This window comes from Pseudomonas sp. TWP3-1 (genome assembly GCF_049896625.1).
GTDB lineage: Bacteria > Pseudomonadota > Gammaproteobacteria > Pseudomonadales > Pseudomonadaceae > Aquipseudomonas.
Genome location: NZ_JAFCUQ010000004.1, coordinates 178,004 through 202,062, shown reverse-complemented (window position 1 = coordinate 202,062; position 24,059 = coordinate 178,004). Strand labels below are relative to the sequence as shown.

Here is a 24,059-nt window from a genome sequence, read left to right as displayed (position 1 = left end):
TTCTGCCAATGCGACGGTGCAAACCCGCACGCCGGAGGATTAGGCATGAGACCCGGAGGAATCGTCATGGCCGCACGCGCGCACGACGCCCAAAATGCACCGCCTCACCTGTCACTGCTTTTGCGAGGTTCACCATGTACACCGCTATCGGATACGCCGCTCAATCGGCCACCACTCCCCTCGCCCCGATGAAATTCGAACGCCGCAGCCCGCGCGCCGACGACGTCGCCATCGAAATCATGTACTGCGGCGTCTGCCACTCCGACATTCACCAGGCACGCAACGAATGGGGTATCGCGGTTTACCCGTTGATGCCCGGCCACGAGATCGTCGGCAAAGTTACCGCCATCGGTACGAATGTCACCAAGCATAAAGTCGGCGATCTGGTCGGCGTCGGCTGCATGGTCGACTCGTGCCGCAGCTGTGAAGCCTGCCAGGCCAACCTAGAGCAATACTGCCTCGAAGGTCCGACCATGACTTACGCCACTCCCGATCGGGTCGACGGCAGCAACACCATGGGCGGTTATTCCGACAGCATCGTGGTCAGCGAGCACTTCGTGGTGCGCATCCCGGAAAAACTCGATCTGGCGGCAGCCGCGCCGATTCTTTGCGCCGGCATCACCACTTACTCGCCGCTCAAGCACTATGGCGTCAAGGCTGGCGACAAGGTCGGGATTCTCGGCATGGGCGGCCTCGGCCACATGGGCATCAAGTTCGCCAAAGCCATGGGGGCCGAGGTGACGCTGTTCACCCGTTCCGCGAGCAAGGCTGAAGAAGGCCGTCGCCAAGGTGCCGACCACGTGATCGTGTCCACCGACGCCGAGCAGATGAAAGCCGCTGCGGGCTACTTCGATTTCCTGCTCGACACCATTCCGGTGCAGCACGATCTCAACCCGTACCTCGACACTCTGCGCTTCGATGGCGTGCACATTCTGGTGGGCCTGATTGAGCCGATCGATCCGCCGGTACACGCCGCCAAACTGGTCTTGGGCCGTCGCGTACTCGCCGGTTCGTTGATCGGTGGCGTCGCAGAAACCCAGGAAGTGCTGGATTTCTGCGCCGAGCACAACATCACCTGCGACATCGAAATGCTCGACATCCGCCAGATCAACGAAGCCTACGCCCGGATGATTGCCGGTGACGTGAAGTACCGTTTCGTGATCGACATGGCGACACTGAAAGTCTGATTCTTCAGACCTTCAAGCCAAGCTCCGCCGACAGCCGGGCTGTGACCCCTTTGATCAGGGGAATCAGCTCGGCCATTTTTTCCAGCGGCATGTACGGCACGGTGCTGGCGATGCTGATCGCCGCAACGATGCGCTTGCTCGCGTCACGAATCGGCGCCGCCACGCAGCGGATCGACGGTTCGTTATCTTCCAGATCGAAGGCGTAGCCACCGGCCACGTACTCGGTCATGCGCTGTTCAAGCTGTTCCCACGACTGCTGGGGATGCTGCGGCCAGAACTGACTTTTCCCACCCGCCGGCAGACTGATGTCGTACAGCCGCTGCCAATCCTGCGGCGAGTCATCCAGCATCAACGCCTTGCCGATCCCGGTGCGCGCCAGCGGCATACGATGGCCGACCCGCGAGCGCATTTCCGGGCCATTGCGCCCCGGATTCTTCAGCAGGTACAACACCTCGTCGCCTTCGCGAATGCCCAGATGCACGGTGTCGCCGGTCAACGCCGACAACTCGTCCAGATACGGCCCGGCCAGGTTCACCAGCGGCAATTCTTCGCGCGCCTGAAAACCCAGTTCGATCAGTTTCGGCCCCAGCAGATAACCGACTTGCGGCACCACGCGCAGGTAACGCTCGTCCACCAGGCAACTGGCCAGACGATGGGTCGTGCTCCGCGTGGTGCCGATCAGGCGGGCGATTTCCTTGAGATCGCGGGCGCCACTGGCGACGGCCTGCACCACACCCAACCCGCGAAGCAGGGTCTGAGTGCCGGTGGGCGCGGCGTCCTTGGCAGTTTTTGCGGCGTCTTCCTGCATATCCAGCCTTTAGCGTTGAGCGAGGGAACGGGCGGCATTATGGTCGCCCGATGCGCACGACTACAACTTGATGCGTTCGACCTAGCCCACCAGCCAGCCGCCGGGGGTCTGCATCGCGGCGTAGGTCGGGTGCATGTGGAGTCAGAGATAACTCACCACTCGGCAAAACTGCCATCGGCATGGCGCCAGATCGGGTTGCGCCAGCGATGGCCGACCGCCGCACGCTCGATCACGTATTCCTCGTTGATTTCGATGCCCAGCCCCGGGCCATTGGGGATTTTGACGAAGCCCTTGTCGTAATCGAACACCCGCGGATCCTTCACATAATCGAGCAGGTCATTGCTCTCGTTGTAATGGATGCCCAGGCTCTGCTCCTGGATAAACGCGTTGTAACAAACCGCGTCCAGTTGTAAACACGCCGCCAGCGCAATCGGCCCCAACGGGCAATGCAGCGCCAGCGCCACGTCATAGGCTTCGGCCATGTTGGCGATTTTGCGGGTTTCGGTGATGCCGCCAGCGTGCGACGCATCCGGCTGAATGATGTCGACGTAGCCTTCGCTCAACACGCGTTTAAAATCCCAGCGCGAGAACAGTCGCTCGCCAAGAGCAATCGGTGTGCTGGTCAGCGGCGCGAGTTCTTTCAGCGCTTCGTAGTTTTCGCTGAGTACTGGCTCTTCGATGAACATTAACTTGAACTGATCAAGCTCCTTCATCAGCACCTTGGCCATGGGTTTGTGCACCCGGCCGTGGAAGTCGACGCCGATGCCGACGTTCGGCCCGACCGCATCGCGCACGGCCGCAACATTGGCCAGCGCCAGCTCGACTTTGTCGAAGGAATCGAGGAACTGCAGCTCTTCAGTGCCGTTCATTTTCACGGCGGTGAAGCCACGGCTGACCGCTTCTTTCGCGGCGCGCGCAGTGTCTGCCGGCCGGTCGCCGCCGATCCACGAATACACGCGAATCTTGTCGCGCACCTGCCCACCCAGCAGATCGCTGACCGACACCCCGAGTGCCTTGCCCTTGATGTCCCACAGCGCCTGATCGATACCCGCCAGCGCGCTCATGTGGATCGCGCCGCCACGGTAGAAGCCGCCGCGATACAAAACTGTCCAGATGTCCTCGATGTTGCGTGGGTCTTTGCCGATCAGGTAGTCGGACAATTCCTCGACCGCCGCCGCCACGGTGTGTGCGCGGCCTTCGACCACGGGCTCGCCCCAACCGGTCACGCCCTCATCGGTTTCGATCTTGAGGAAGCACCAGCGCGGCGGCACGATGAAGGTAGTGAGTTTGGTGATTTTCATCTCTGCTCTCTTTTTGTAATGCAGCTCTTGTAGATGCAGCGCTCGCGGCGCCAAAAAGTCTTAGCGAAGCGCTTTCCAGGCAGCGACATAGGCCTTGGCATTGGCTGCTACTTGCTCAACGCTCATGCCCGGTTTGAACAGCCCGGAACCGAGGCCGAAACCCTTCACGCCTGCGTCGATAAACACCTGCATGTTGTCCGGGGTAATGCCGCCGACCGGCGCCAGAATCGTTCCGCTGGGCAACACCGCCAGCCAGGCTTTGACGACTGCCGGGCCCATCTGCTCGGCCGGGAACAGCTTGAGAATGTCCGCGCCCTCCTCCAGCGCCGCGAAGGCTTCGGTCGGCGTAGCAACACCCGGCGACAGAAACAATCCCGCCGCTTTCGCCGCGCGCAATACCTTGGCATCGCTGTGCGGCATGACGATCACCTGACCGCCCGCCTCCTTGACCAGTTCGACCTGTTCCGGCGTCAACACCGTGCCGGCCCCGATCAGGCAATCGGCAGGCAAGGTACTACGCAGGATGCGGATACTTTCGTACGGCGCAGGGGAATTCAGCGGCACTTCGATGACGCGAAATCCGGCGGCGTAAAGGACTTCTCCGATAGCGGCGGCTTCCTGCGGATGCAGGCCACGCAGAATTGCGATCAGACCGTTTTGCGCCAATGCTTGCTTGAGCATGTCAGGCCTCCAGTCAGGGTTAACGGGATGAGGAATCGATCAGTCCGGCGGCAACCGCCAGTCGCCACAAACCACGCTCGGTGGCTTGTTCGGCCAGCGTCACGCGAGCGAAGCCGCAAGCGTCGAGCGCGCGACTGTAGCGGGCGCACAATTGCGCGTTGCCGATAAGGATGATCGAAGGCAGATTCGGGTTGTTGCGTCGGCGCCGTTGCACAGCGGCAAGCGCCGCCAATTCATGGCCGATCAACAGGCCAGACAGATAATCCGGCTGTGCGCTGGGGCTGAGCTCGCCGGTCAGGCCAAGACTGCGGGCGCTGAAAAGGGTCGAAAGCACGCCGATCTCGCCGTCCGCCGACAGCGCCACTTGCACGCCAAGGTCGAATGCCTGCGCATCGAACGTTGAGCTGTGCTGTTGGGTGCGGCCAAGAATGCTGTGTTCGCTGAGCACGGCAAACACTTCACCGGTCATGAAGGTGTCGAAACGGGTGATGCAGCCGTCGTCAACTTCCACCCATTTCGAGTGGCTGCCCGGCAGGCCGATCAGCAGATCGGCGCCCTCTTCGACCGGCAGACTCTGCAGGACGCCGAGCACTTGAGTCTCTTCACCGCGCATCACATTCGGCAGCGCCGAACGCTGAATCACGCCCGGCACGATATGCACATCGACACCGCGAAGACTGCGCACGATTTGTAGGGAGTTTCCGAGATCGGCCACGTTGGCCGGCGTATCGCGGTAGGACGCTTCGCACCAGCCCTGAGCGCTGCCGACCATGCCACAGGCAATCACCGGCAGACCCGGCTGCGCATCGAGCCAGTCGCCGCACGCCTGGTCAAACGCCAACTCGAACCCGTCGGCACATTCGCGATCGTTGATGATGCGCGGGGTTGTCGGCAACTGCATGATCCCGGACGACAGCGAGCGCTGCTCCAGCACCCGACCACCCGCCGCGAGTTTGTAAGCACGTAATGAGGTCGTCCCCCAATCGAGCGCGATCAATTGCGCCAGCATCGCTTCACCTGTTTTGTTATTGGCAGTGAGTGCGACGGACTATAGACCTCCCAGAGACGAAATCTCAATATGTAATTTTGCGTCTCATATTATGGGATGCTTTCAATCCATGGGGTCCAGCGTTCCACTGGTTGCAGATTCTTGTTGAGGATGACTCGCAGCACTTCATGCTCGCTGGCTCCGACCTCATGGGTGCGACCTTCCTGATCAGTTATTCCAGGCTCCAGACGCCCATCTCCCCTGATGATGGTGTACGCCGCCAGAGGTGCAGGTGTTTCATCTACCTCGGAAACAAGCCGCAATTTCGTCTTGCTCGGCGCAAATGAGGCCAGCATCCCGGCGTAGGGCACATCACTGCACAGACCTAGACTATCGATCTGGTCATAGGCCGGAGACGCTTCATATCGCCAGCGCACAACGCACAGCGGAGCAAATGGCACCCACAAGCGCGGTTGATCGGAAGGTTTGAGCAATACCCGTGCAGGCGCCACCCGAGGATTCTCCACCGCAGCAATAAATCTCGACGTGGGCATGTACATAACTTTCGAGTAATAAGCCACGAACGGAAATGCAGTAATCACTACTTTGCAGGGAATGTATTGCTGCGGCTTGAGAAGTTGCACCAGTTCAACCGCTCTCACATCGTTATGGCCGTCGTTGATAGCGCGATTCTCCACCCTGATACTCGCGGACATCTCATACCGACGGTCGCCTTCGATCAAACGCATGCTGCTGACTGATCCCGAAGCTTGCAAAGCGATTTTGTGTTCGACGGAAAAGTCCAGATCACCATTCAATGAGCAGTGGATCGAGGTACCAATCTGACCTTGTCGTCCGTGATCGCGATACAAGTTGATCAGGTTCCGGTCTGCCGTGAACCGCAGATCGTAGTAAGAGGAAAAAGTGTTATTGACGGAGACAAACTCAAGCCGGGCCGGCGGAACGTCGAGATGCAGGCACGACGAACATAATAAAAACCCTCCCAGCAGCAGCCACTTGGAAACACGCAAATTCAACGTCCATCCCCCTGCGGCAGAACACGAGTAGTTTTTTTCAGAAACACGCAAAACTTAAAAAACATGCCTTGAATCAATGCCACATACTCTGCAGACAAAATAAATCACTCTTTAACACCGTATACGCGAAGCGACGGGAGCCGCACTCCAGAGATTGTGACAAGCCGAGAATCTAACAAACGCTATCTCCCTGGCGCTGGCGGAGCGCCCATTGCTCGAATTACACTTTCGACTGGCACATACATTACATTGGAAAAATATGTATCTATCATTGTTGCGCTGGCAAAAAACCTGCATGAAACATGGTCTTTTTTCGCCAATATTTGCTCTACTTCTACCGGGCTCAAATCTCTCTCACTACTGCCATTCGCTATTTTCTCACTGAAAACCATTCGCGAAATGAAATCAAACCTCGCCCCACTGGTATCTCTTCTGACTCCACCATCCATAAAATATCTCATTTTATGATTCTCATTAAAATCCTCGTCATCCTCCAAAGCGCAGAGCAAACCGATGCCAATCAATGATTTATAAGTCCCTTTAATGTCGACATCTGAAGAAAAGTACAGATCATACAAAGCGGTCTCACCAACTCGTTCTATTTTTGCGAACTTAAGATTAGCGGGAGGTTTATCTTGTTTGAATGCACAACCTACGAGCACTATCAAAAACAGAGACAACAAAATTCTCGAGATCATCAAATTTCGCCTCTAAAATGTTTGTTGAGTGAGTTAATAATGTAACGCAAGGCTGATTTCTCATCCGCCAGCACGGTCGTAAACATTATATCCGCTGACTCGTGATTCACATCCATTATGCAGTTTACATTAGGGCCGCTTTCCAATAGCCATTGCTCACCAATCCCGGCGATCCAGTCTGACATATCAGAATCCGAGGACTTCGCAAGAATATTTATCCACAACCCGGCATTTGGCTGAGGTGTATCAGGATAAATATTAGAGATACTTCCAACCAGCGCACCTTTTCCGACTGGGTCTAGGGTAACCAAGACCCTAACGGAATAACCCATTTGAGTAAGCAGGCTGGATAAGTGTGCTCCATTCCATCCGCCGAGACTATGTCCAACGATGTAAACAGCGTCATTTTTACAGAGTGCGCTTAAAACATTCGCGTTGATATTTTCCTCGCCGATTACTTCATTGTATCCAAGGTGATAAGAGGTAACACCGGCTGCCCAATTCGCGAGCTTTACGGAATCGGTAAAAGGTTTTCTAGCACGATTCACGTTATATTTCGGACCAAAACCGTAGTAACTTTCTTTATCACCTGCCCCTCCGATAAAAAAAGCAACTGCCCGCCGCATGTATTTAAATTCTTTAATCGCCTCATCTGTTGGGCAGGTGAGCGTATGCGAACCAAGATTTTTTTTGCTGTCGTCCATAGCCGTGTTATCCGCTCCCACTGCGATCACTCCGCAAACAGTTGAATGGTTTCAGCAAGATGGGAGCTGACCGCATGTGTAAATCCGGCCGCATCGGTTACGCCGTGTTCTTCACTGCCATCTCCACGTTTGATTGTGTATGGATGATTGGCGACAGGTTCACCTGAGAACTCATCGACCAGCCGCATCTTGTCCGTGAAATGCACCGGCATCGGCAACAACCCACTAAACGCCGCCCCTCCGCCGCTCTGGCCAATAATCACCGTCCCCGAACCACCGACCACGACGTTGCCGTGGCCTCCGGTGCTGTCGAGCATGGCGGCGTTCAGGCCGTTGATGAATACGGTGCCGGAGACGGCGCCGGTGATCGGGCTGCCGCAGGCCGATTTATCGGTCATGCGCGCGGCGGCGAGGCCGTCGAAGAATACGTCGGGCGAGCCTGAGACGATCGGGTTGTTGCCATGGCCTGGCAATGGGCATGCGGTCGGGTCGGTGACGCGTGCTGCGGGTTTACCACTCAATTCAAAGCTCCTTGCTTCAGAGGTTCCGGGGACGGCTGGTAGATGTCGACGTCGGTCGCGGCGAAGCGCCAGCGGTTGTCGACAGGGTCGAACAGCGCGTGACGATGCTCACTGTTCGGGGATGGGGTGAACTGCAGTTGTTGCCAGGCTTGCTCGGCATGCCACGCCAGTTCGGAAGGCGCGGCATCGTCGAGTTGGTTGAGCCAGGTGTTGTAGCTGATCAACTGATTGCGCTCGTAGGTGGTTTGCAACAGCTCGGTCATTTGCGCGCCGAGATCCAGATGATGCTCAGGCGTCCAGCGTCCAATCTCGGAATAGACGTACCAGCCCATCGGCGACAGCGCGCCTTTGTGCAATAACGATTGACCTGCTGGCGCAACAAATCCGCAGCACACGTGCAGGGTCAGCCAGCCTTGATGGGCGTCGAGAAACGGATTGGGGTCGAAGGTGCGCAGCGGAATCACGCGATAAGCTTCGAACCCGGCGCCGCGTGCCATCAACTCGGCGTCGAGCCGCGAGACAAACGCGCGAATGGCTATGCCGCCCATACGATTGACCGTACACAGAATGTCCACCGGTTGGCGACTGGGGTTGTCGCTCGATCCGAGGTTTTTCACCAGACCGTACAGACGCATTGTCGCCCGGAGTCCGCTCATCGCCGGTCACTCGTTGACGCGGCGAAGGCTCCACGGGCGTGGAGAATTGTTGCCAGAGGCATTGCAGGTGTCGTCCATGAGCGCGCAAAAATGCGCGCGTAGAATGCCGGACTAGAGCCTCGCCGACAATCGAATAAATCTCAGAGTGCCATCATCGTCACTGGCCCTCGGCGAACTCGCGCAACACCTTGCCGTCCATGCGATAGCGCACCCATTCTTCCTGCGGTTGGGCGCCGAGGGATTTGTAGAATTCGATGGCCGGGGTGTTCCAGTCCAGCACGCTCCATTCGAAGCGCCCGCAGTCGTTGGCGCAGGCGATTTTCGCCAGTTGCCGCAGCAGGGTTTTGCCGGCGCCGCCGCCGCGTTGTTCGGGGGTGATGTAGAGGTCTTCGAGGTACAGGCAGTTGCTGCCGAGCCACGTCGAATAGCTGAAGAAGAACACCGCGAAACCGATCGGCATACCATCGCGCAGGCAGATCAGGCCGTGAGCGGTGGCGCCTTCGCCGAACAGGCTGCGTTCGATGTCGGCGACGCTGGCGATGACTTCGTGACGCGCCTTTTCGAAATCCGCCAGTTCAGTGATGAAGGCGAGGATTTGCGGTGCATCGCTGGGGGTCGCCGGGCGGATCTCGATCGTCATGGACGGGCCTTGTCGGAAAATGGAAAACGCCATACTAAGGCCGCGCGCGGTGCTCGTCACATGGCAACGCACAGATTAGGCTAGCGCCGTCGACAATTTGAAAGGATGCGCATGAACACTTCCGCCTTCGCGCCACTGGAGAGCCTCGCTGCCGAGTTGCTGCCGCATGCTTTGGAGCCTTCCGAGGATGGCGCTCACGATCTGTCCCATCTGCAACGGGTGTGGCACAACGTGCGCACTTTGCAGGCCGAAGAAGGTGGCGACCTTCAGGTGCTGCTGGCGGCGGTGTTGCTGCATGACTGTGTGGCGGTGGAGAAAAACTCGCCGCTGCGCTCACAGGCATCGCGACTGGCAGCGGAAAAAGCGGCCGTCGTCCTCGCGGGGTTGGACTGGTCTTCGGCAAAAATCAGCGCGGTGACTCACGCCATCGAAGCCCACAGCTTCTCCGCCAACATCACCCCGGTGACACTCGAAGCGCGGCTGATGCAAGACGCCGACCGCCTCGACTCGCTGGGCATGCTTGGAGTGGCGCGCACTTTCTACATTGCCGGGCGTATGGGTAGCGCGCTGTACGACCCGGTTGATCCCGAAGCTAGGCAACGCGACTACGACGATAAGCGCTTTTGCCTCGATCATTTCCAGACCAAGTTGCTGCACCTCGCCGACGGTTTCCAGACGGATGCCGGCCGGCGTCTGGCGCAGATCCGCCATCAGCGTTTGAAGGGTTTCATGGAGCAGTTCAAAGAAGAAATCGGCATCACACCCACACCACCGCAATAGACCGTTCGTCGCTCATCCGGCACCAATTCCGCGCGAGGGCTGACCAATCAAGGGTAAGGATTCCAATCACTGGAGATACCCTATGATCTCGTCAAGGTTGACTGCTCTCGTATTTGCCACTTTGCTCAGTCCGGCAGTTTTTGCCGCCTCCACTACCGCAGCAGGTACCGGCCCTACCGACCCTGTCACCACGCCACGCGCACCCGCCATTAACAGTGCCCCCGGGATGAATACCGACGGCTCGGGCGTGCCGGTGATCAATCAGCCGCCCGCCACTGGCACCGATCCGCGCACCCAAGGTGCCGACCCGGGCCGGCAGGGCGGAATGAATACGCCCGACTCCCCAGCGACTCCGGATAACGCCGGCCCCGGCATCGGCTCGAAAACCACCACCGGTGGCTCCGGCTCCGAAGGCGGCAGTCAGTAGTTGCAACACGCTCGTAGTCCTTATCCACATCCATGAAAGAGGTAACCATGAACGTCGATAAAAACCTGGAAAAAGAAGTGCTCACCCGTCTGCTGCACGCTCACCCAAGTGGGCTGGGCAAGGAAGTGCTGGACAATTACCGCGGCGAAAAAGTCGTGGCCAGCGCCCTCGCCTCGCTGCAGGATCGCGGACTGATTCATCATGGTCATGTGACCTGTAACGAGGCCGGCGAGCACTCGTTGAATTTGCCGATCAAGTTGAGTGCTGCTGGGGTTGAGGCGGCTCGCAAGCTCGACAGTTAAGTTAGTTACTGGGTGGGGCTGATGGCCCCATCGCGGGCAAGCCCGCTCCCACAGGATTTGCGGTGTTCACTTCATTTGTGTTCACGCAGAAACCTGTGGGAGCGGGCTTGCCCGCGATAGCGAGGGTTCAGACGCCAGAAGACTCACGGATCAACGCATCGACTTCAGCCGTTGCCGGCGAAGTGGCAGGCCCCCAGCGAGTCACCGCCAACGCAGCCGCCGCATTCGCTCGCCGCGCCGCATCTACCGCCGACAACCCGTGCGCTAAACCGGCCAGAAACACTCCGGCATGCGCGTCACCGGCGCCATTGCTGTCCACCGCTGTCACTTTGAAGCCCGGCACATGCGTGCGCTCGCCGCGCTGATGAATCCAGCAACCCTGTGGCCCGTCACGCACCACCATCAAAACATTTTCCGCTAGATGATCAGCCAGTCGATCCAGCGCGCTCGCAATGTCCGCCGCCCCGGTAAAGCGCAGCGCCTCAACACTATTACTCGTCCACACATCGATGCGCGGCAACAACGCCTGCATCAACGGTGAATCCGGAGACTCCACAAGCGGCCCCGGATCGAAAACCACGTTGATCGTGGTCTGCAGCCCCAACGTCCAATCCAACAAGGCTTGAGCCTTGCCCTCGTGCAGCAGGCTGTAGCCGCTCAGATAAACGTAGTCGCCAGCCTCGGCCGGCACACTGTTCAAGTCTGCGACGCTGACCTCACCCTCGGCGCCGATGTAGGAAATAAAGCTGCGCTCGGCCGACGCATCGGTCAGCGCGACGCACAAACCGGTGTCGCGCTGCGCAGGTTGTGCGATGCCGATCTGGATGCCCTCAGCGTTCATCGCCTCACGCGCCAGATCGCCGAAACGGCCATTGCCATGGCGGCCCAGATAGACCACCGACAAGCCATTACGCGCCGCTGCCGCCATCACATTGAAGCCGCCGCCGGCTTCGAAACTGGCTGATTGCGCTAGCACATCGCCGCCGATCTGCGGCAGTGCATCCACCGCCATGACCAGGTCGATGATGACCTGGCCGGTATGCAACATCTTAGGCATGAGCGTTCTCGACCTGCGCGGCGCGGCGATCTTTCGCGCCGCCGAGTACCCAATAAAGTCCGCCGGCGACCACAAACGTCACGATCCAGCCGAGGCCGTTATGCCCAAGCCACGAGTCGGACAGAAAGCCTTTGAACCAGACGTTCTCGGCAGTGGTGCCGATGGTGGTGAAACTGAAACCAAGCACGATCGCAATCGCCCACGCGCCGAATGCGCGCCACTCGATGCCGCCGCGATACCAATAGGCGCTGCTCGGGCTGACGTCGAGCAAGTCTTTCGGGCTGTAGTAATGGCGGTGAATCAGGTCGACGACGAAGATACCGACCCATGCGGTAATCGGCACCGCCAGCAGCGAAATGAAGGTAATGAACGGGCCGTAGAAACTGTCAGCGATCAGCATGAAATAAATCGAACCGGCGAAAATTGCAACGATGTCGACCACCACTGCGTACACCCGTTTTACTTTCAAACCGAGGGTCAGCGTGGTCAAACCGGCGGAGTACACCGACAGGTTGTTCGACAGCAGCAGGCCACCGAATGCGGTGATCAGATACGGCACCGCCATCCACGTCGGCAGCATGTCGCGGATTGCCACGATCGGATCGGTGGCCGACGCCAGATCGTTGTTGCCCACCGACAACAAACCGCCGAGGGTGATCAGCAACACCAGCGGAATCCCCGCGCCGAACGCCGCCGAAGCCACCAGCCGCACAGCCTTGACGCTGCGATGCTGATAGCGCGACATGTCGGCGCCAGCGTTGGCCCAACCGATCCCGGTGCCGGCAGCCATGGTGCCGATGCCGATGATCATCGCGCTCATCGGTGCCGGGGTGGCGTTGAACACCGCGCTCCAGTCGATGGTCGCGCAGAGGAATCCGCCGACCAACAGGTTCAGCGCGCCGAACACGTAGGTCGCCCACTTCTGGATCACCAGCAAAGTCGCGTGGCCGAGGCCGGAAACGGCCAACGTCAGCAGCACGAAAATCGCGATGAACAGCAGCGTCAAGGCCGGCGCACTTTTCGCTTCGACCGGCGAGCCGAACAGGATCGAGCACAGCGACAGCAGCACGAACGCGGCAGTGGTTGTGTTGACGGTTTCCCAGCCCAGGCGTGACATCAGCGAGACCAGCGTCGGGCCGATATTGCCGCGCACGCCGAAGATCGCTCGCGACAGGGTCAGGCTCGGCGCACGGCCACGACGACCGGCAATCGAGATGATGCCGACCACCGCAAACGAACCGGCAGCACCGATGATCGCGACGATGATCGCCTGCCAGATCGCCAGCCCGCGAAACGCCACCAACGTGGCGCCCAGCGGCAGGCCGAGGATGGAAATGTTCGCTGCAAACCAGACCCAGAACAGTTGCAGCGGATGCCCGTTGCACTCGTTTTCCGGCACCGGTTCGATGCCACGGGTTTCCAGTTGCCCGGCGCTTTGCCCGGCGTTCAATGAACTCATGAAAATGCTCCTGTTGCCATTTTTGTGGTTGTGGGCAAGACAGATTTGCCGTGTGGCGGGCTGCGCTCAACGCAGCGTGAGGAGTCCTCTCACCAAGGGTTCCAGGTGCAGATCGTTCACGGTTTTCACCGTGTCGAGCATCTCGGCAGGCCAACTCTCAAGACCCAGGCAGGCCCCAAGCATTGCACCGAGAATCGCCGCGATGGTGTCAGTGTCGCCCCCCAGGCTGGCGGCCATGCACAGTGCATCAAACGCGCTCATTTCACCGACCGCGACTTGCTGCGCGAGGGCGAACGAAACCACTACCGATTCCTGCGACGCCACCGACGTGCCGATGACGTTGTAGAGCAGATCTGCCAGCAAGGCCTGATCACTATCGACGCTGATAGTGCGCGCCCAACTGATGCGCGAAGCGATGCGCCCACCGGCGACCCAATGCCCGTGGGCTTCGGCTTGCTGAGCGATCTGCTGACCAAGGTTCAGCGCCTCGCCCAGATCCATGCCATTGATACCGGCCGAGACCACTGCCGCGACCGCCGCCGCGCTGGAAATGCCCAGCGTGGTGTTATGGGTGACCTGGCAGGCCTGCACCACGGCAGCAATGAAACGCTCGGGATCAGCAACATCCGAGGCGATGCCCACTGGGGTGATGCGCATCGCCGCGCCGTTGGTAGTGCCATAGCGCCCGGCCTCTTGCGGCGAGTGGCCGGCGAGGATCATTTCGATGGCACGTTTGGTCGAGGGGCCGAGCAAATCCTGCGATCCTTTGGCCTGCATCGCGGCTTCCCATTCGATCAGCCGTTGCGCGAGGATCGCCGGTTCGATCTGCCCATTGCCCTCAACCAGCAACTGGCCAACCAGAATCGCCTGTTCGGTATCATCGGTGATCGAGCCTTTGGGCATATTCGCGGCGATCGGTTGCAAGGGACCTGCGTCTTGCAGATCGGTGATCTGGCCGAAGCGCTGTTTGATCGTTTCACGGCTTAGCGATTGGGTCGGCATGCCCAGCGCATCACCGAGGGCCAGGCCATAAAACGCACCGAGGGCACGGTTGAGCGCAGTCATCTCGATTCTCCAAATTGCAGGTGCATGCGGAAATGCACTGGGTCGAGCAGGCTTTCGACCTGTTCCATGAAACGGTTTTGTCGGTCGTAGGTGGTGCGCAGCGTTTTAAGGAACACCGTGCCTTGCGCGCGACCAAGCAGTTGCGCATCTTCGGAATTCAGCGGCTCGGCGCTGATCCATTGATCGCCGCGTTCGCCAACGTAGCCGTAAGCGGCCAGGGTGATGGTCAGGGAGTTATCGATCAGGCCCACGCGCGGCAGGCTTTCCAGGCCGCCAGTCGCAGGCATCAAAGAGCGTTCGAGGGACACCAGCGTGCCGTCGTTCGAACGGCGGCGACGTTCCAGAAGTATGAATTGGTCGGAGCCGAACACCGCCAGCAGATCGCTGCGAGTCACGGCTTCGAGCCGCAGCACCTCGGTGTTGATCAGCACCCCGGTATCGGCCAGCGCTTGCGCCCAACCACTTTGCTGGTCGAGCACCACGCCGTCGAAGGTGACAATCGAGCCCACGCCACTTTGCGTGGCGATGTACTTGCGCCGCTTCAGCTCGGCCAATGCTTCACGCAAGGTGCCACGGCTGACCTTGAATTCTTGAGCCAACTGATGCTCGCCGGGCAACAGAAAACCGTCCTCCATCAGGCCGCTTTCGATGCGCCGGACGAGTTCGTCGACCACCCGTTGTTTCTTGTCAAATCGTACCTGTCTAATCATGTACAAAGTGATAACTGAAACGGGGTTGTTTGGGCAAGTGATATTTTTTGGGAGTGATCACCCTCACCCTAGCCCTCTCCCAGTGGGAGAGGGGACTGACCGCGGAGTTCTTTTGAGCTACATCGACCTGAAATATCGAGTCGAACTCAGGCTTTGAACAGCATGGAGATCTGCTCCCTTTCCCCCTCTCCCTTTGGGAGAGGGCTGGGGTGAGGGTAGCTTTTGACTTTAGCGTTGCTTGAGTCGGTCAATAACCACAGCCAACAACAAAATCGACCCACGAATCACATACTGATAAAACGTATCAATGTTCTTCAAATTCATCGCATTCTCGATGATCGCCAGAATCAACACCCCGGCAATCACATGCCGGATCATGCCGATCCCGCCACTCAGCGACACCCCACCCAACACGCAAGCGGAAATCACCGTCAGCTCGAAGCCCTGACCAATCATCGGCTGCCCGGAGGTCATGCGCGACGCCAGAATCACCCCCGCCAACGCACCGATCAGACCATGCACGGCGAAGATGATGATCTTGGTCCGATCAACATTCACACCCGCCAGCAACGCTGCTTCCTGGTTACCGCCGATGGCCATGGTGTTGCGCCCGTAGGTGGTGTAATTCAACAGCCAGCCGAAAAACAGGAAGCACACGATGGTGATCAGGATAGGCACCGGCACACCGAACAACTGGCCGTTACCAAACACGAAAAACGATTCCTGCGACACGCCGACCGCTTTGCCGTTAGCGAAGATGTAAGCCAGACCGCGCACGATCTGCATGGTCGCCAAGGTTGTGATCAGCGCATTGACCCGCAATTTGGCGATCACAATCCCGTTGATCAGCCCGACAATCAGGCCCATCGCCAGCGCTGCGCTGACGCCGAGAAACACGCTGTCGGTGTCACGCATCACCACTGCCGCGACCACGCCGGCGCAGGCAATCACCGAACCGACCGACAAGTCGAAATGCCCCGATGCCAGGCAATACAACATGGTGCACGCAGCGATGCCGGTGGTGGAGATCGCCAGACCCAAACCGCGCATGTTCAGCGGCGACAGGAAGTTGTCGATCAGCAAGGTGCAGGCGACAAAGATGCCGACCGCCGCCAGCAGCATCACCCAGTCATCGAGGAAGCGGCGCATGTCCAGAGGCTTGCGTTCGGTCGGCAGGGTTTCGTTTTGGGTTGTCATCATAGTCACCTCTCAGTTCGCCACGCCGTCAGCGCGGTGGCGCGGCAAAGCCAGTTGCAGCAGGTTGGATTCGTTGGCCTGGTCGCGGCTGACTTCGCCGCTCAGGGCGCCTTCGCAGAGCACCAGAATGCGGTCGGAAATACCCATGACTTCCATCAGGTCGCTGGACACCACGATCACTGAAATGCCGTCGGCGGCCAGGTTATGGATGATCTGGTAAATCTCGGCTTTGGCACCGATGTCGATGCCGCGCGTCGGCTCGTCGAGCAGCAGGACTTTCATCGGCATCGACAGCCAGCGACCGAGAATGGCCTTCTGCTGATTGCCGCCGGAAAGAAACTTGATCTGCTGGCCGGCGTGCGGGGTTTTGACTTTCAGCGCCTTGATCTGCTTGTCGGCGTTGGTCTTTTCCCAGAGTCCGCGCAGCAGGCAACCGAGGCCCGAATGCGCGCCGCGCGCACTGATGTTGATGTTCTCGGCGACACTCGCCAGCGGAATAATCCCTTCCTTTTTGCGATCTTCGGGGCACAGCAGAATTCCGGCGGCAATCGCATCACGCGGTGAACGCAATTTCAGTTCATGCCCGCGCAATTCCAGCCGCCCGGCGCTGTGACGCTCCAGACCACTGAGCAGGCGGAACAGCTCGGTGCGCCCGGCCCCGACCAGTCCGAACAGACCAAGAATCTCGCCTTTGTGCGCATCGAAGCTGATCGGTTTGCGCAGGCCCGGGCCAAGCAATCCGTCGACCCGCAGTGCAACGGCGCCGCGCGGGCGGCTGCGGTAATCGTAGATGTCCTGAATGTCGCGCCCGACCATGCAGGTCACCAGTTGATCGTGGGTCAACTGGCTCATGTCGTCGAAGGTGCGCACGTAACGCCCGTCCTTGAACACCGTCACCGCGTCGCAGATGCGGAACACTTCTTCCATGCGATGCGAGACGTAGAGCACGACTTTGCCTTCGTCACGCAGGCGGCCGATGATCGCCATCAAACGATCGATCTCGCGTGCCGAGAGGCTGCTGGTCGGTTCGTCGAAGGCGATTACATGCGCGCCACGCGACAGCGCTTTGGCGATTTCCACCAACTGGCGCTGGCCGAGCGACAGGCGCCCGACTTTAGTCTGCGGGTCGATTTCATCCGCCAAGCCTTTGAGGCAGTCCAAGGCTTGCTGGCGCAGCAAGCCGCGATTGATCAGGCCGAAACTTGCCGGCAAGTGACCGAGAAACAGGTTCTCGGCCACGGTCATTTCCGGCACCAGATGCAGTTCCTGGTGAATCACCGCCACGCCGCTGCCGATGCTGTCAGCGGTGGACTTGAAGGCCATGGTCTGCTCGCCGATCTGCAACTCGCCGGTGCTTGGAATGTAAGCGCCGCCGAGGATTTTCAGCAGGGTCGATTTGCCGGCGCCGTTCTCGCCCATCAAGGCATGGACCTGTCCGGGATGCGCGACGAAGCTGATGCCGTCCAGCGCTTTCACGCCGGGAAAGCTTTTGCCAATCCCGTTGAAGCGCAGACTGCCGGCCGCGTTGTGTTGTTGTACTTTTACTTGCGCGTGCATTTAAGCCACCTCAATCAAACGGCCCGGTTGCCCGGGCTGTTATTGCGTCAGTTCCACAAGCCGATTTTTTCCAGCTCTTGCTTGAAGTTCTCGCGGGTGATCAGGGTGACGTCGTCCATCGCGGTGTATTTCGGTGGCTCTTTGCCGGTGGTGACCCACTCGTACATCATCTCGGCAGTCTTGTAGCCTTCGATGTGCGGGCTTGGCAGCATCGAGCCGAAGAAGCCGCTGTTAGGCTTTTTCAACTCGCCGATGGCGTCGGTGCCGTTGATGCCGATACCGATCACATTAGCTGCGGCAAACCCGGCGGCTTCAGTGGCGCGCACGCCGCCGAGTACGGTGTTGTCGTTCATGCCGCCGATGATCAGGTTTTTCGCGGCGCTCGGCAGTTTCACCAGCGCCGAGTTGGTGGCGTCCATGCTGCCCGGCACGTCGAGGGTTTTCAGGGCGGCGAACAGAATGTGCTCTTTAGGCATGCCGGCGTCTTCCAGCGCTTTCACCGAACCGTCGGTGCGCTTCTTGCCAGTGTCGAGTTCATTGTAGGTATTCACTACCGCGTAGGTGTCTTTCCAGTCCCAGTTACGCTTTTTCGCTTCGGCAGCCATGGCGGCGCCCTGCTTCTGGCCGACTTCATACGCCGCCATGCCGAGATACGGCACGTCTTCCATGAACTTGCCGTTGGCGTCGACGAAACGGTCGTCGACGGCAATCACTTTCAGGTCATTGAGCTTGGCTTTCGCCATGATCGCCGGGCCGAGGGACACGTCCGGCGGGCAGATCACGAAGCCTTTGGCGCCGTTGGCCGCAAGGCTGTCGATGGCCGACAGGGTTTTCTCGCCGTCAGGCACGGCGATCTTGATCAGTTCGAAGCCCCTGTCCTTGGCGGCTTTCTCGGCGAAAGCCCACTCGGTCTGGAACCACGGCTCTTCTGCCTGTTTGACTAGAAAACCGATTTTCACGGCTTCGGCGGCCAGCAGCGAACTGCTCAGGCTGAACGCAGTGACCGCCAGCGCGGTACTGCACAGGGTACGAATCCCGAAACGACGTTTCATAAGCAGACTCCTTGTTATTTTTTTTGAGCGTTATTTGAAAAGCGTTAAAGCGGTTGAGCTGTTTTCTATGGATCATCAGGACAATAGTCATATCGTATGATGATTGGATTTCAGGCGGATTTTTGCGCCGGAAACCGCTTTGTTTCAGTCCAGAGAACGACAAAAACCGGGCATCTGCCGATGTCCGGTTTTAGGGATTTTGCGAAGGAACAGACAAACATGCCACGCGACAAGCGAGGCAAACGCGGCACGGCACTGGCATGGAACGCTGACTCCGCTACGGAGTGCGTTGAAGATCTGCTGCATCACTTCACCTGTTTTGTTCTTTTTAAGTGTGAATGCGTGTTACTGCTGGAGCCGACTATAAACCCGACCACCAAATAATCTCAATATATAATTTTCCATCCCATATTTTGGGATTCAACCTGAAAAACGCGTACAGAGTTTTCCTGCAACATCGACCTGCATCGACAGCACTGCGCCGTCCAATGGATGGTTGTGCGGACTTTTTGCGCTGGTGATGTACAGGGTTTTCAGGTCTTCGCCGCCGAAAACACAACTGGTCGGGCGGCTGATCGGCAGATCAATCTTGCGCTCGACCTGGCCATCCGGCGTCAGGCGCAGCAGACAACTGCCGTCCCATCGGGCGTTCCACACGTAACCTTCGGCATCGATCGCCGAGCCATCCGGGCCACCCTGCTGATCGGGGCCGTACCAGATGTTGGCGCTGTCGAGATTGCCATCGGTGTGGATGAAGTAGCGGTACAGCGTGCTGTCGAGGCTGTCACCGAACAACAGCGTAGTGCCGTCGTCGCTCCACAGCAGCGTATTGGGAATGCCCAGATTGCGCAGCAACGGCGTGACGCGCGCGTCCGGATCAATGCGGAACAGACCACCGGAGCGACGGGTGATCGGCAGATCTTCGCCGTCATCGCCGATGTTGTTTTGCATGGTGCCCAACCACAGCCGACCTAGCGGATCGCAGCGTGCTTCGTTGGGACGGTTGCCGGGTTGCGGGTCGGCGACGCACAACAGCGTCAGCTGTGGTTCGAGGCCAGGCGAGTCGAGATCGAGGCGATACACGCCGCTGCTCAGAGTGACCAGCGCATCGCCACTGGCGCACGGAATGAACGCCGAAACGTGCTCGGGCATCTGCCAGATCTGCACGTTCTGGCCGATCAACCGCAGCGCCTGCTGGCCGGCGATATCCACCCAGTACAGCGCCTGAGTCGGCGCGTCCCAGAACGGGCCTTCACCGAGTTGCGCCCGGTGCTGGGTAACGGCAGTCCACGTCATGCAATGTCCTCTCTTGTTGTTTGTGCCGGGTCAGCTGGCTTTTTTGTCGGCCATGACCTGCGGGTAGAAGCGTTTGATCGCCAGGTCGGCGTTGTCGATCAGGGTCATGCACGCCCACACGCCACGCGCGGCATCACGGGCGGCAATGGCGTCGGCCATGTCTTTGTGGATTGGCAGGGTGCGGCGTAGTTCGTCGGGGTCGGCGGCGGAGACCTCGAAGGACACCGCCAGCAGCGCACCGAGGGCCGGGACCATTTGCTCGATGAATTGGTTGTGGCTGGCGGCAAGAATGCATTCGTGGAAGAACTGGTCGGCGCGGTTGTAATCAACGCCGCTGTCCACCGCCCGCTCCAGCGCGTTATAGGCTTGCTGCACGGCTTGGACCTGTTCGACGGTCGCGCGCTCGCAGGCCCAGCGCACCGCCATCGGTTCGATGGTGCGGCGCAGGTCGAGCAGGTCATCGACGAAATTTTCCGGCAGACCGCTGCGTGACAACCAGCCCACCACTTGCGGGTCGAACAGGTTCCAGCGCTTGATCGGCAGCACGCGGGTGCCGACTTTCGGCCCGACTTCGAGCATGCCTTTGGCCACCAGGGTTTTGATGGCTTCGCGGATCACGGTGCGGCTGACGCCGAGCTGTTCGCCCAGATCCGCCTCGACCTTGATCGCCTGCCCAGGCTTTACCTGGCCAGCAGCAATCCAGGCGCCGAGCCAGTCGACCGTCGAAGCGTGGAAGCTGTTGGACATGGACACCTCAAAGCCGTATGCGATTGCTGTCCACGCTAATCATCATACGATTGAGAGTCAAATTGGATTTTTGCGTTTACGGCTCAAGACCGATAGGGAAAAACTCACCGCCGCTCCACACGCCGAGCCAGCGCTGACCGTCGATCTCGCGGCTGACCGCCAGTTCCACCAACTGATAGAACACGTTGCGGTGGATCAGCGCTTCGAGGTTGGTGCGCACATGCACGTAGGGTGCAGGCTCTTGAGTGGTCGGATCAATCTCGACGCGGATCGGATGTTCGGCGCCGGCCTCGGTGGTTTCATCGACGTTGGTGGTGAAGCGCAACAGCTGCGCCTCGCCCTCGCCTTCCACCTCGACGGTAACCGCCACGAATGGCGCATCGTCGACCTTGATCCCGACTTTCTCCACCGGAGTAATCAGGAAATAGTCATCGCCATCGCGGCGGATGATGGTGGAGAACAGCTTGACCATCGGCTTGCGCCCGATCGGCGTGCCCAGGTAATACCAAGTGCCGTCGCGGGCGATGCGCATGTCGATGTCGCCGCAGAAGTCCGGGTTCCACAAGTGCACCGGCGGCAAGCCTTTGGTCTTGGGAATCTGTCCCAGCAGGTCATTGGCTTTTTGCGGGCCACTCATGGCGTTCTCCTTGGTTTATTGGTTGCCGATACCCAGCAGACTACGCGCGTATTGCGCCAGAGGCGGGCCGATCAGGTCTTCCGGCTTGCTGTCGTGGAACGTCAGTAAACCGCCACGACTCTTGATCCGTGCAGTATCGATCAAATACTGGGTGCTGGTCTCGATCAACATGATTTGAATCACGCCGCCATCGATACCGAGACGATCCACCGCCTCTTGATCGAGCCACTCATCGGAGTTGCCGATACGGTCGTCAGCCTTGGCGAAACGCGTGTACAGCAGATAGTGCGCGCCAGCATCACGAGCTTCGCCCATCGCCTGATCGAGGCCTTCCGGCGCACGCGCGCGACGCACCATCGGGAAGTATTCGACAAAGCCTTTGAAGGCTTCTTCGGCGACCACGTTAGGTCGCGGGTAGGAACCACCTGGCGGCGCGAACGCACCTTGAGCGATGTAGATGAACGAGTCCGCCTGAATGCGGAAATTGTTCACGCGGCGGCTATCGCTATGATCGAGCAGACCGGCGTCGCTCATCTGGTAGCGAGTACCTTCGGCCATATCACTGACAGTCATGCAGCCGCCAAGCGCCAAAACGGCCAGCAGCAAAACCAGACTACGCATCCTAATCCTCCAGAGGCCGGTGACGGAAAACCGGCGAATGGGCGTTGGATGCAGCTTTTGCGCCAGCTCGGGATTTCTGGCGAATGATGGATCGCCTTCGCGAGCAAGCTCGCTCCCACATTTGGAATGCGTTCAACCTGTGGGAGCTAGCCTGCTGGCGATGAGGGATGTTCAGCCGCCGATGATTTTCATGACAGTCGCGCCGCCCGAGAACGCCACTTCCTGCTTGTCGCCCAACGCTTTGACCAGCAAACGCTGGAGCGCCGGCAACGCCTGATGGCGCGGCTTGTCGAGCAGATCGCCGACATAGTGACGATTGCTCGACGACAGACAGCCATGCAACCAACCGGTAGACGACAGACGCAGTCGTGAGCACGTCCGGCAGAACGGCACGCTCTCATTCGCGATCACGCCAAAATGGCCGACACCCGGGATCGCATAACGCACCGCCGTGGCATCCACCGGCGCATCGGCTTGCGCATACTCGTAGCGCTCGCCGATCAGGCTGAGCAATTGCTGGAGGCTGACGAACTGTTGCAGGAACGCATTGGAATCGCTGGCCAGATGGCCCATGCGCATCAACTCGATGAAGCGCAACTCGTAACCGCGCTCAAGGCAGTACTCGAGCAGCGGCATCACCTGGTCGAGGTTCTGCCCGCGCAACGGCACCATGTTGACCTTCATCTTCAGCCCGGCCGCTGCAGCCTGGTCCATGCCATCCAGCACAGTCGCCAGATCACCGCCACGGGCGATGCTGCGGAACGCGCCGGCATCCAGGGTATCGAGGGAAACGTTGATCCGGCGCAGACCGGCATCCACCAGCAGCGGAAGTTTTTTCGCGAGCAATTGGCCGTTGGTGGTCAGACTGATGTCTTCCAGGCCCATTTGCCCGACGGCGGTCATGAAGGTTTCGAGTTTGGGACTGACCAGCGGCTCGCCGCCGGTGATGCGCAGGCGATCAATGCCAGCGGCTTCGATCAGATAGGCCACGCCGCGCGCCATGGCCTCGGCCGACAGTTCATCCTGCGCAGCCACCAGCCGCTTGCCGTTGGGCACGCAGTAGGTACAAGCGTAATTGCAGGCTGAGGTCAGACTGATCCGCAAATTGCGAAAACGCCTGCCTTGACGGTCAACGATCATGAAGCACTCCGGCGGAAGGGAATCGAGCCGCTAAAACTTGACTCAGAATTCAAGTTTTCGCAAGCCCTATGCCTGAGTATATTCCTGCGGTACTGCGCCATGTAGCGAAAACATGGCGCAATCAGGCGGCTGAATGATTCAGCTGCTCGGGGTTTCCGGGTCGCGCTTGCGCTTGTTGCCCATGCGCACGCCGATATCCATCAGGAACTGGAAGAAGCCTTCCTGATCTTCCAGCACATTGCTCCAGAACGGCGAGTGATACAGCGCCACCGCGCCGTGCACCAGCGCCCAGGACGCGCAATAGTGGAAATAGGGCGGCACGTCTTCGAGCTTGCCTTCGCTGATGCGGCCCTTGATCAGCAGGGTCAGGCGTTCAAAATTCGAGGCACGGATCTTGTGCAGCTCCTCGACCATTTCCGGCACCTGATTGCCCTTGACCACTTTTTCTTCCAGGCGGTCGAACAGGCGATAACGCTGCGGGTCGCGCATGCGGAATTCGAAGTAGGCGCGGGACAGCGCTTCCTTGTCCTTGTCGACATCGGCCGAGTGCAGCAGCTCGTTCAAATCGCGCTCGTAATCGAGCATCAGCCGCAGATAGATCTCGGCCTTGGATTTGAAGTGCTTGTAGATCGTGCCTTTGCCGATACCCACGGCATCAGCAATCATCTCGACGGTGACGCTGTCTTCACCCTGGTCGAGGAACAGCTTGAGCGCGGTATCGAGAATTTCTTGCTCGCGGCGACGAAACTCACGGACCTTACGAGGTTCTTTGTGCATAAGAAAAAGGTCTG

General features: G+C 59.1%; 28 protein-coding genes. 5 read left to right on the top strand and 23 right to left on the bottom strand.

The features are described 5' to 3' along the window. Window positions 1-134: 134 nt before the first annotated feature. Entirely contained in the window at window positions 135-1,187 is a 1,053-nt protein-coding gene (locus tag ACP7BN_RS08045; protein ID WP_420646555.1) for an NAD(P)-dependent alcohol dehydrogenase, read from the top strand. A gap of 4 nt (window positions 1,188-1,191) precedes the next feature. Here the strand turns inward: ACP7BN_RS08045 and ACP7BN_RS08040 are convergent, their stop codons facing one another. The 10 genes from ACP7BN_RS08040 to ACP7BN_RS07995 form a co-directional block, all read right to left on the bottom strand. Further along, the gene (locus ACP7BN_RS08040) at window positions 1,192-1,995 is read right to left on the bottom strand and encodes an IclR family transcriptional regulator (protein ID WP_426203025.1); all 804 of its coding nucleotides are present in this window, start codon (window positions 1,993-1,995) and stop codon (window positions 1,192-1,194) included. Window positions 1,996-2,147: 152 nt separating this feature from the next. Then, window positions 2,148-3,296, bottom strand: a complete 1,149-nt coding sequence (gene dgoD, locus ACP7BN_RS08035) for a galactonate dehydratase (RefSeq protein WP_426203023.1) — start codon at window positions 3,294-3,296, stop codon at window positions 2,148-2,150. A gap of 60 nt (window positions 3,297-3,356) precedes the next feature. Next, on the bottom strand, window positions 3,357-3,977 hold the full coding sequence (locus tag ACP7BN_RS08030) for a 2-dehydro-3-deoxy-6-phosphogalactonate aldolase (RefSeq protein WP_420646552.1): 621 nt from the start codon (window positions 3,975-3,977) through the stop codon (window positions 3,357-3,359). Between the two features lie 19 nt (window positions 3,978-3,996). Further along, on the bottom strand, window positions 3,997-4,986 hold the full coding sequence (locus tag ACP7BN_RS08025; RefSeq protein ID WP_426203021.1) for a 2-dehydro-3-deoxygalactonokinase: 990 nt from the start codon (window positions 4,984-4,986) through the stop codon (window positions 3,997-3,999). An 89-nt stretch (window positions 4,987-5,075) separates the two neighbouring features. Next, the gene (locus tag ACP7BN_RS08020; RefSeq protein ID WP_426203018.1) at window positions 5,076-5,996 is read right to left on the bottom strand and encodes a hypothetical protein; all 921 of its coding nucleotides are present in this window, start codon (window positions 5,994-5,996) and stop codon (window positions 5,076-5,078) included. A 188-nt stretch (window positions 5,997-6,184) separates the two neighbouring features. Then, window positions 6,185-6,682 carry a hypothetical protein gene (locus ACP7BN_RS08015; RefSeq protein WP_426203017.1) on the bottom strand — a complete coding sequence of 166 codons (498 nt, stop codon included), beginning with the start codon at window positions 6,680-6,682 and terminating at the stop codon, window positions 6,185-6,187. Window positions 6,683-6,699: 17 nt separating this feature from the next. Beyond that, entirely contained in the window at window positions 6,700-7,404 is a 705-nt protein-coding gene (locus ACP7BN_RS08010) for an alpha/beta hydrolase (protein WP_426203014.1), read from the bottom strand. Between the two features lie 26 nt (window positions 7,405-7,430). After that, window positions 7,431-7,925 carry a PAAR domain-containing protein gene (locus tag ACP7BN_RS08005; RefSeq protein WP_426203012.1) on the bottom strand — a complete coding sequence of 165 codons (495 nt, stop codon included), beginning with the start codon at window positions 7,923-7,925 and terminating at the stop codon, window positions 7,431-7,433. Then, window positions 7,922-8,581: a hypothetical protein gene (locus tag ACP7BN_RS08000; protein WP_426203010.1), complete on the bottom strand. Its 660-nt coding sequence runs from the start codon at window positions 8,579-8,581 to the stop codon at window positions 7,922-7,924. The genes ACP7BN_RS08005 and ACP7BN_RS08000 overlap by 4 nt, the downstream gene beginning before the upstream one ends. 157 nt (window positions 8,582-8,738) lie before the next feature. Beyond that, the gene (locus ACP7BN_RS07995; RefSeq protein WP_420646545.1) at window positions 8,739-9,221 is read right to left on the bottom strand and encodes a GNAT family N-acetyltransferase; all 483 of its coding nucleotides are present in this window, start codon (window positions 9,219-9,221) and stop codon (window positions 8,739-8,741) included. A gap of 111 nt (window positions 9,222-9,332) precedes the next feature. Here ACP7BN_RS07995 and ACP7BN_RS07990 point away from each other — a divergent pair, with 111 nt between their 5' ends. The 3 genes from ACP7BN_RS07990 (at window position 9,333) to ACP7BN_RS07980 (ending at window position 10,730) form a co-directional block, all read left to right on the top strand. Then, complete coding sequence (locus tag ACP7BN_RS07990; protein ID WP_426203007.1) at window positions 9,333-10,001, top strand: HD domain-containing protein; 669 nt, start codon at window positions 9,333-9,335, stop codon at window positions 9,999-10,001. 82 nt (window positions 10,002-10,083) lie between these two features. Continuing rightward, window positions 10,084-10,428, top strand: coding sequence for a hypothetical protein (locus tag ACP7BN_RS07985; protein ID WP_426203004.1), 345 nt, complete (start codon window positions 10,084-10,086; stop codon window positions 10,426-10,428). Between the two features lie 47 nt (window positions 10,429-10,475). Continuing rightward, window positions 10,476-10,730 (top strand): hypothetical protein, encoded by a 255-nt coding sequence (locus tag ACP7BN_RS07980; protein WP_420646542.1) that lies wholly within the window; start codon window positions 10,476-10,478, stop codon window positions 10,728-10,730. Window positions 10,731-10,857: 127 nt separating this feature from the next. Here the strand turns inward: ACP7BN_RS07980 and ACP7BN_RS07975 are convergent, their stop codons facing one another. From ACP7BN_RS07975 to ACP7BN_RS07945, 7 genes are all read right to left on the bottom strand, one after another. Then, the gene (locus ACP7BN_RS07975) at window positions 10,858-11,787 is read right to left on the bottom strand and encodes a PfkB family carbohydrate kinase (protein WP_426203001.1); all 930 of its coding nucleotides are present in this window, start codon (window positions 11,785-11,787) and stop codon (window positions 10,858-10,860) included. Continuing rightward, window positions 11,780-13,246: a purine-cytosine permease family protein gene (locus ACP7BN_RS07970; RefSeq protein WP_426202999.1), complete on the bottom strand. Its 1,467-nt coding sequence runs from the start codon at window positions 13,244-13,246 to the stop codon at window positions 11,780-11,782. Before ACP7BN_RS07970 ends, ACP7BN_RS07975 begins: the two co-directional genes overlap by 8 nt. Before the next feature lie 66 nt (window positions 13,247-13,312). Then, window positions 13,313-14,311 (bottom strand): ADP-ribosylglycohydrolase family protein, encoded by a 999-nt coding sequence (locus tag ACP7BN_RS07965; protein WP_426202997.1) that lies wholly within the window; start codon window positions 14,309-14,311, stop codon window positions 13,313-13,315. Next, the gene (locus ACP7BN_RS07960) at window positions 14,308-15,021 is read right to left on the bottom strand and encodes a GntR family transcriptional regulator (protein WP_420646538.1); all 714 of its coding nucleotides are present in this window, start codon (window positions 15,019-15,021) and stop codon (window positions 14,308-14,310) included. Before ACP7BN_RS07960 ends, ACP7BN_RS07965 begins: the two co-directional genes overlap by 4 nt. Window positions 15,022-15,249: 228 nt before the next feature. Then, window positions 15,250-16,218, bottom strand: a complete 969-nt coding sequence (gene araH / locus ACP7BN_RS07955) for an L-arabinose ABC transporter permease AraH (RefSeq protein ID WP_420646537.1) — start codon at window positions 16,216-16,218, stop codon at window positions 15,250-15,252. Window positions 16,219-16,230: 12 nt separating this feature from the next. Beyond that, the gene (gene araG / locus ACP7BN_RS07950; protein ID WP_426202994.1) at window positions 16,231-17,775 is read right to left on the bottom strand and encodes an L-arabinose ABC transporter ATP-binding protein AraG; all 1,545 of its coding nucleotides are present in this window, start codon (window positions 17,773-17,775) and stop codon (window positions 16,231-16,233) included. A gap of 47 nt (window positions 17,776-17,822) precedes the next feature. Beyond that, window positions 17,823-18,827 (bottom strand): substrate-binding domain-containing protein, encoded by a 1,005-nt coding sequence (locus ACP7BN_RS07945; RefSeq protein WP_426202992.1) that lies wholly within the window; start codon window positions 18,825-18,827, stop codon window positions 17,823-17,825. A 96-nt stretch (window positions 18,828-18,923) separates the two neighbouring features. Between ACP7BN_RS07945 and ACP7BN_RS07940 the strand changes: the two genes are divergently transcribed. Beyond that, on the top strand, window positions 18,924-19,211 hold the full coding sequence (locus tag ACP7BN_RS07940) for a hypothetical protein (protein WP_426202991.1): 288 nt from the start codon (window positions 18,924-18,926) through the stop codon (window positions 19,209-19,211). A gap of 36 nt (window positions 19,212-19,247) precedes the next feature. Here ACP7BN_RS07940 and ACP7BN_RS07935 read toward each other — a convergent pair whose 3' ends face one another. The 6 genes from ACP7BN_RS07935 to ACP7BN_RS07910 form a co-directional block, all read right to left on the bottom strand. Further along, entirely contained in the window at window positions 19,248-20,123 is an 876-nt protein-coding gene (locus ACP7BN_RS07935) for an SMP-30/gluconolactonase/LRE family protein (RefSeq protein ID WP_426202990.1), read from the bottom strand. 30 nt (window positions 20,124-20,153) lie between these two features. After that, the gene (locus ACP7BN_RS07930) at window positions 20,154-20,870 is read right to left on the bottom strand and encodes a FadR/GntR family transcriptional regulator (protein ID WP_426202988.1); all 717 of its coding nucleotides are present in this window, start codon (window positions 20,868-20,870) and stop codon (window positions 20,154-20,156) included. Window positions 20,871-20,946: 76 nt separating this feature from the next. After that, on the bottom strand, window positions 20,947-21,507 hold the full coding sequence (locus ACP7BN_RS07925; RefSeq protein WP_426202985.1) for a DUF1285 domain-containing protein: 561 nt from the start codon (window positions 21,505-21,507) through the stop codon (window positions 20,947-20,949). 15 nt (window positions 21,508-21,522) lie between these two features. Further along, window positions 21,523-22,128, bottom strand: a complete 606-nt coding sequence (locus tag ACP7BN_RS07920) for a DUF4823 domain-containing protein (RefSeq protein WP_420646530.1) — start codon at window positions 22,126-22,128, stop codon at window positions 21,523-21,525. A gap of 171 nt (window positions 22,129-22,299) precedes the next feature. After that, complete coding sequence (locus tag ACP7BN_RS07915; RefSeq protein WP_426202983.1) at window positions 22,300-23,268, bottom strand: GTP 3',8-cyclase MoaA; 969 nt, start codon at window positions 23,266-23,268, stop codon at window positions 22,300-22,302. Between the two features lie 138 nt (window positions 23,269-23,406). Then, the gene (locus ACP7BN_RS07910; RefSeq protein WP_007908276.1) at window positions 23,407-24,045 is read right to left on the bottom strand and encodes a TetR/AcrR family transcriptional regulator; all 639 of its coding nucleotides are present in this window, start codon (window positions 24,043-24,045) and stop codon (window positions 23,407-23,409) included. Between the last annotated feature and the right edge of the window lie 14 nt (window positions 24,046-24,059).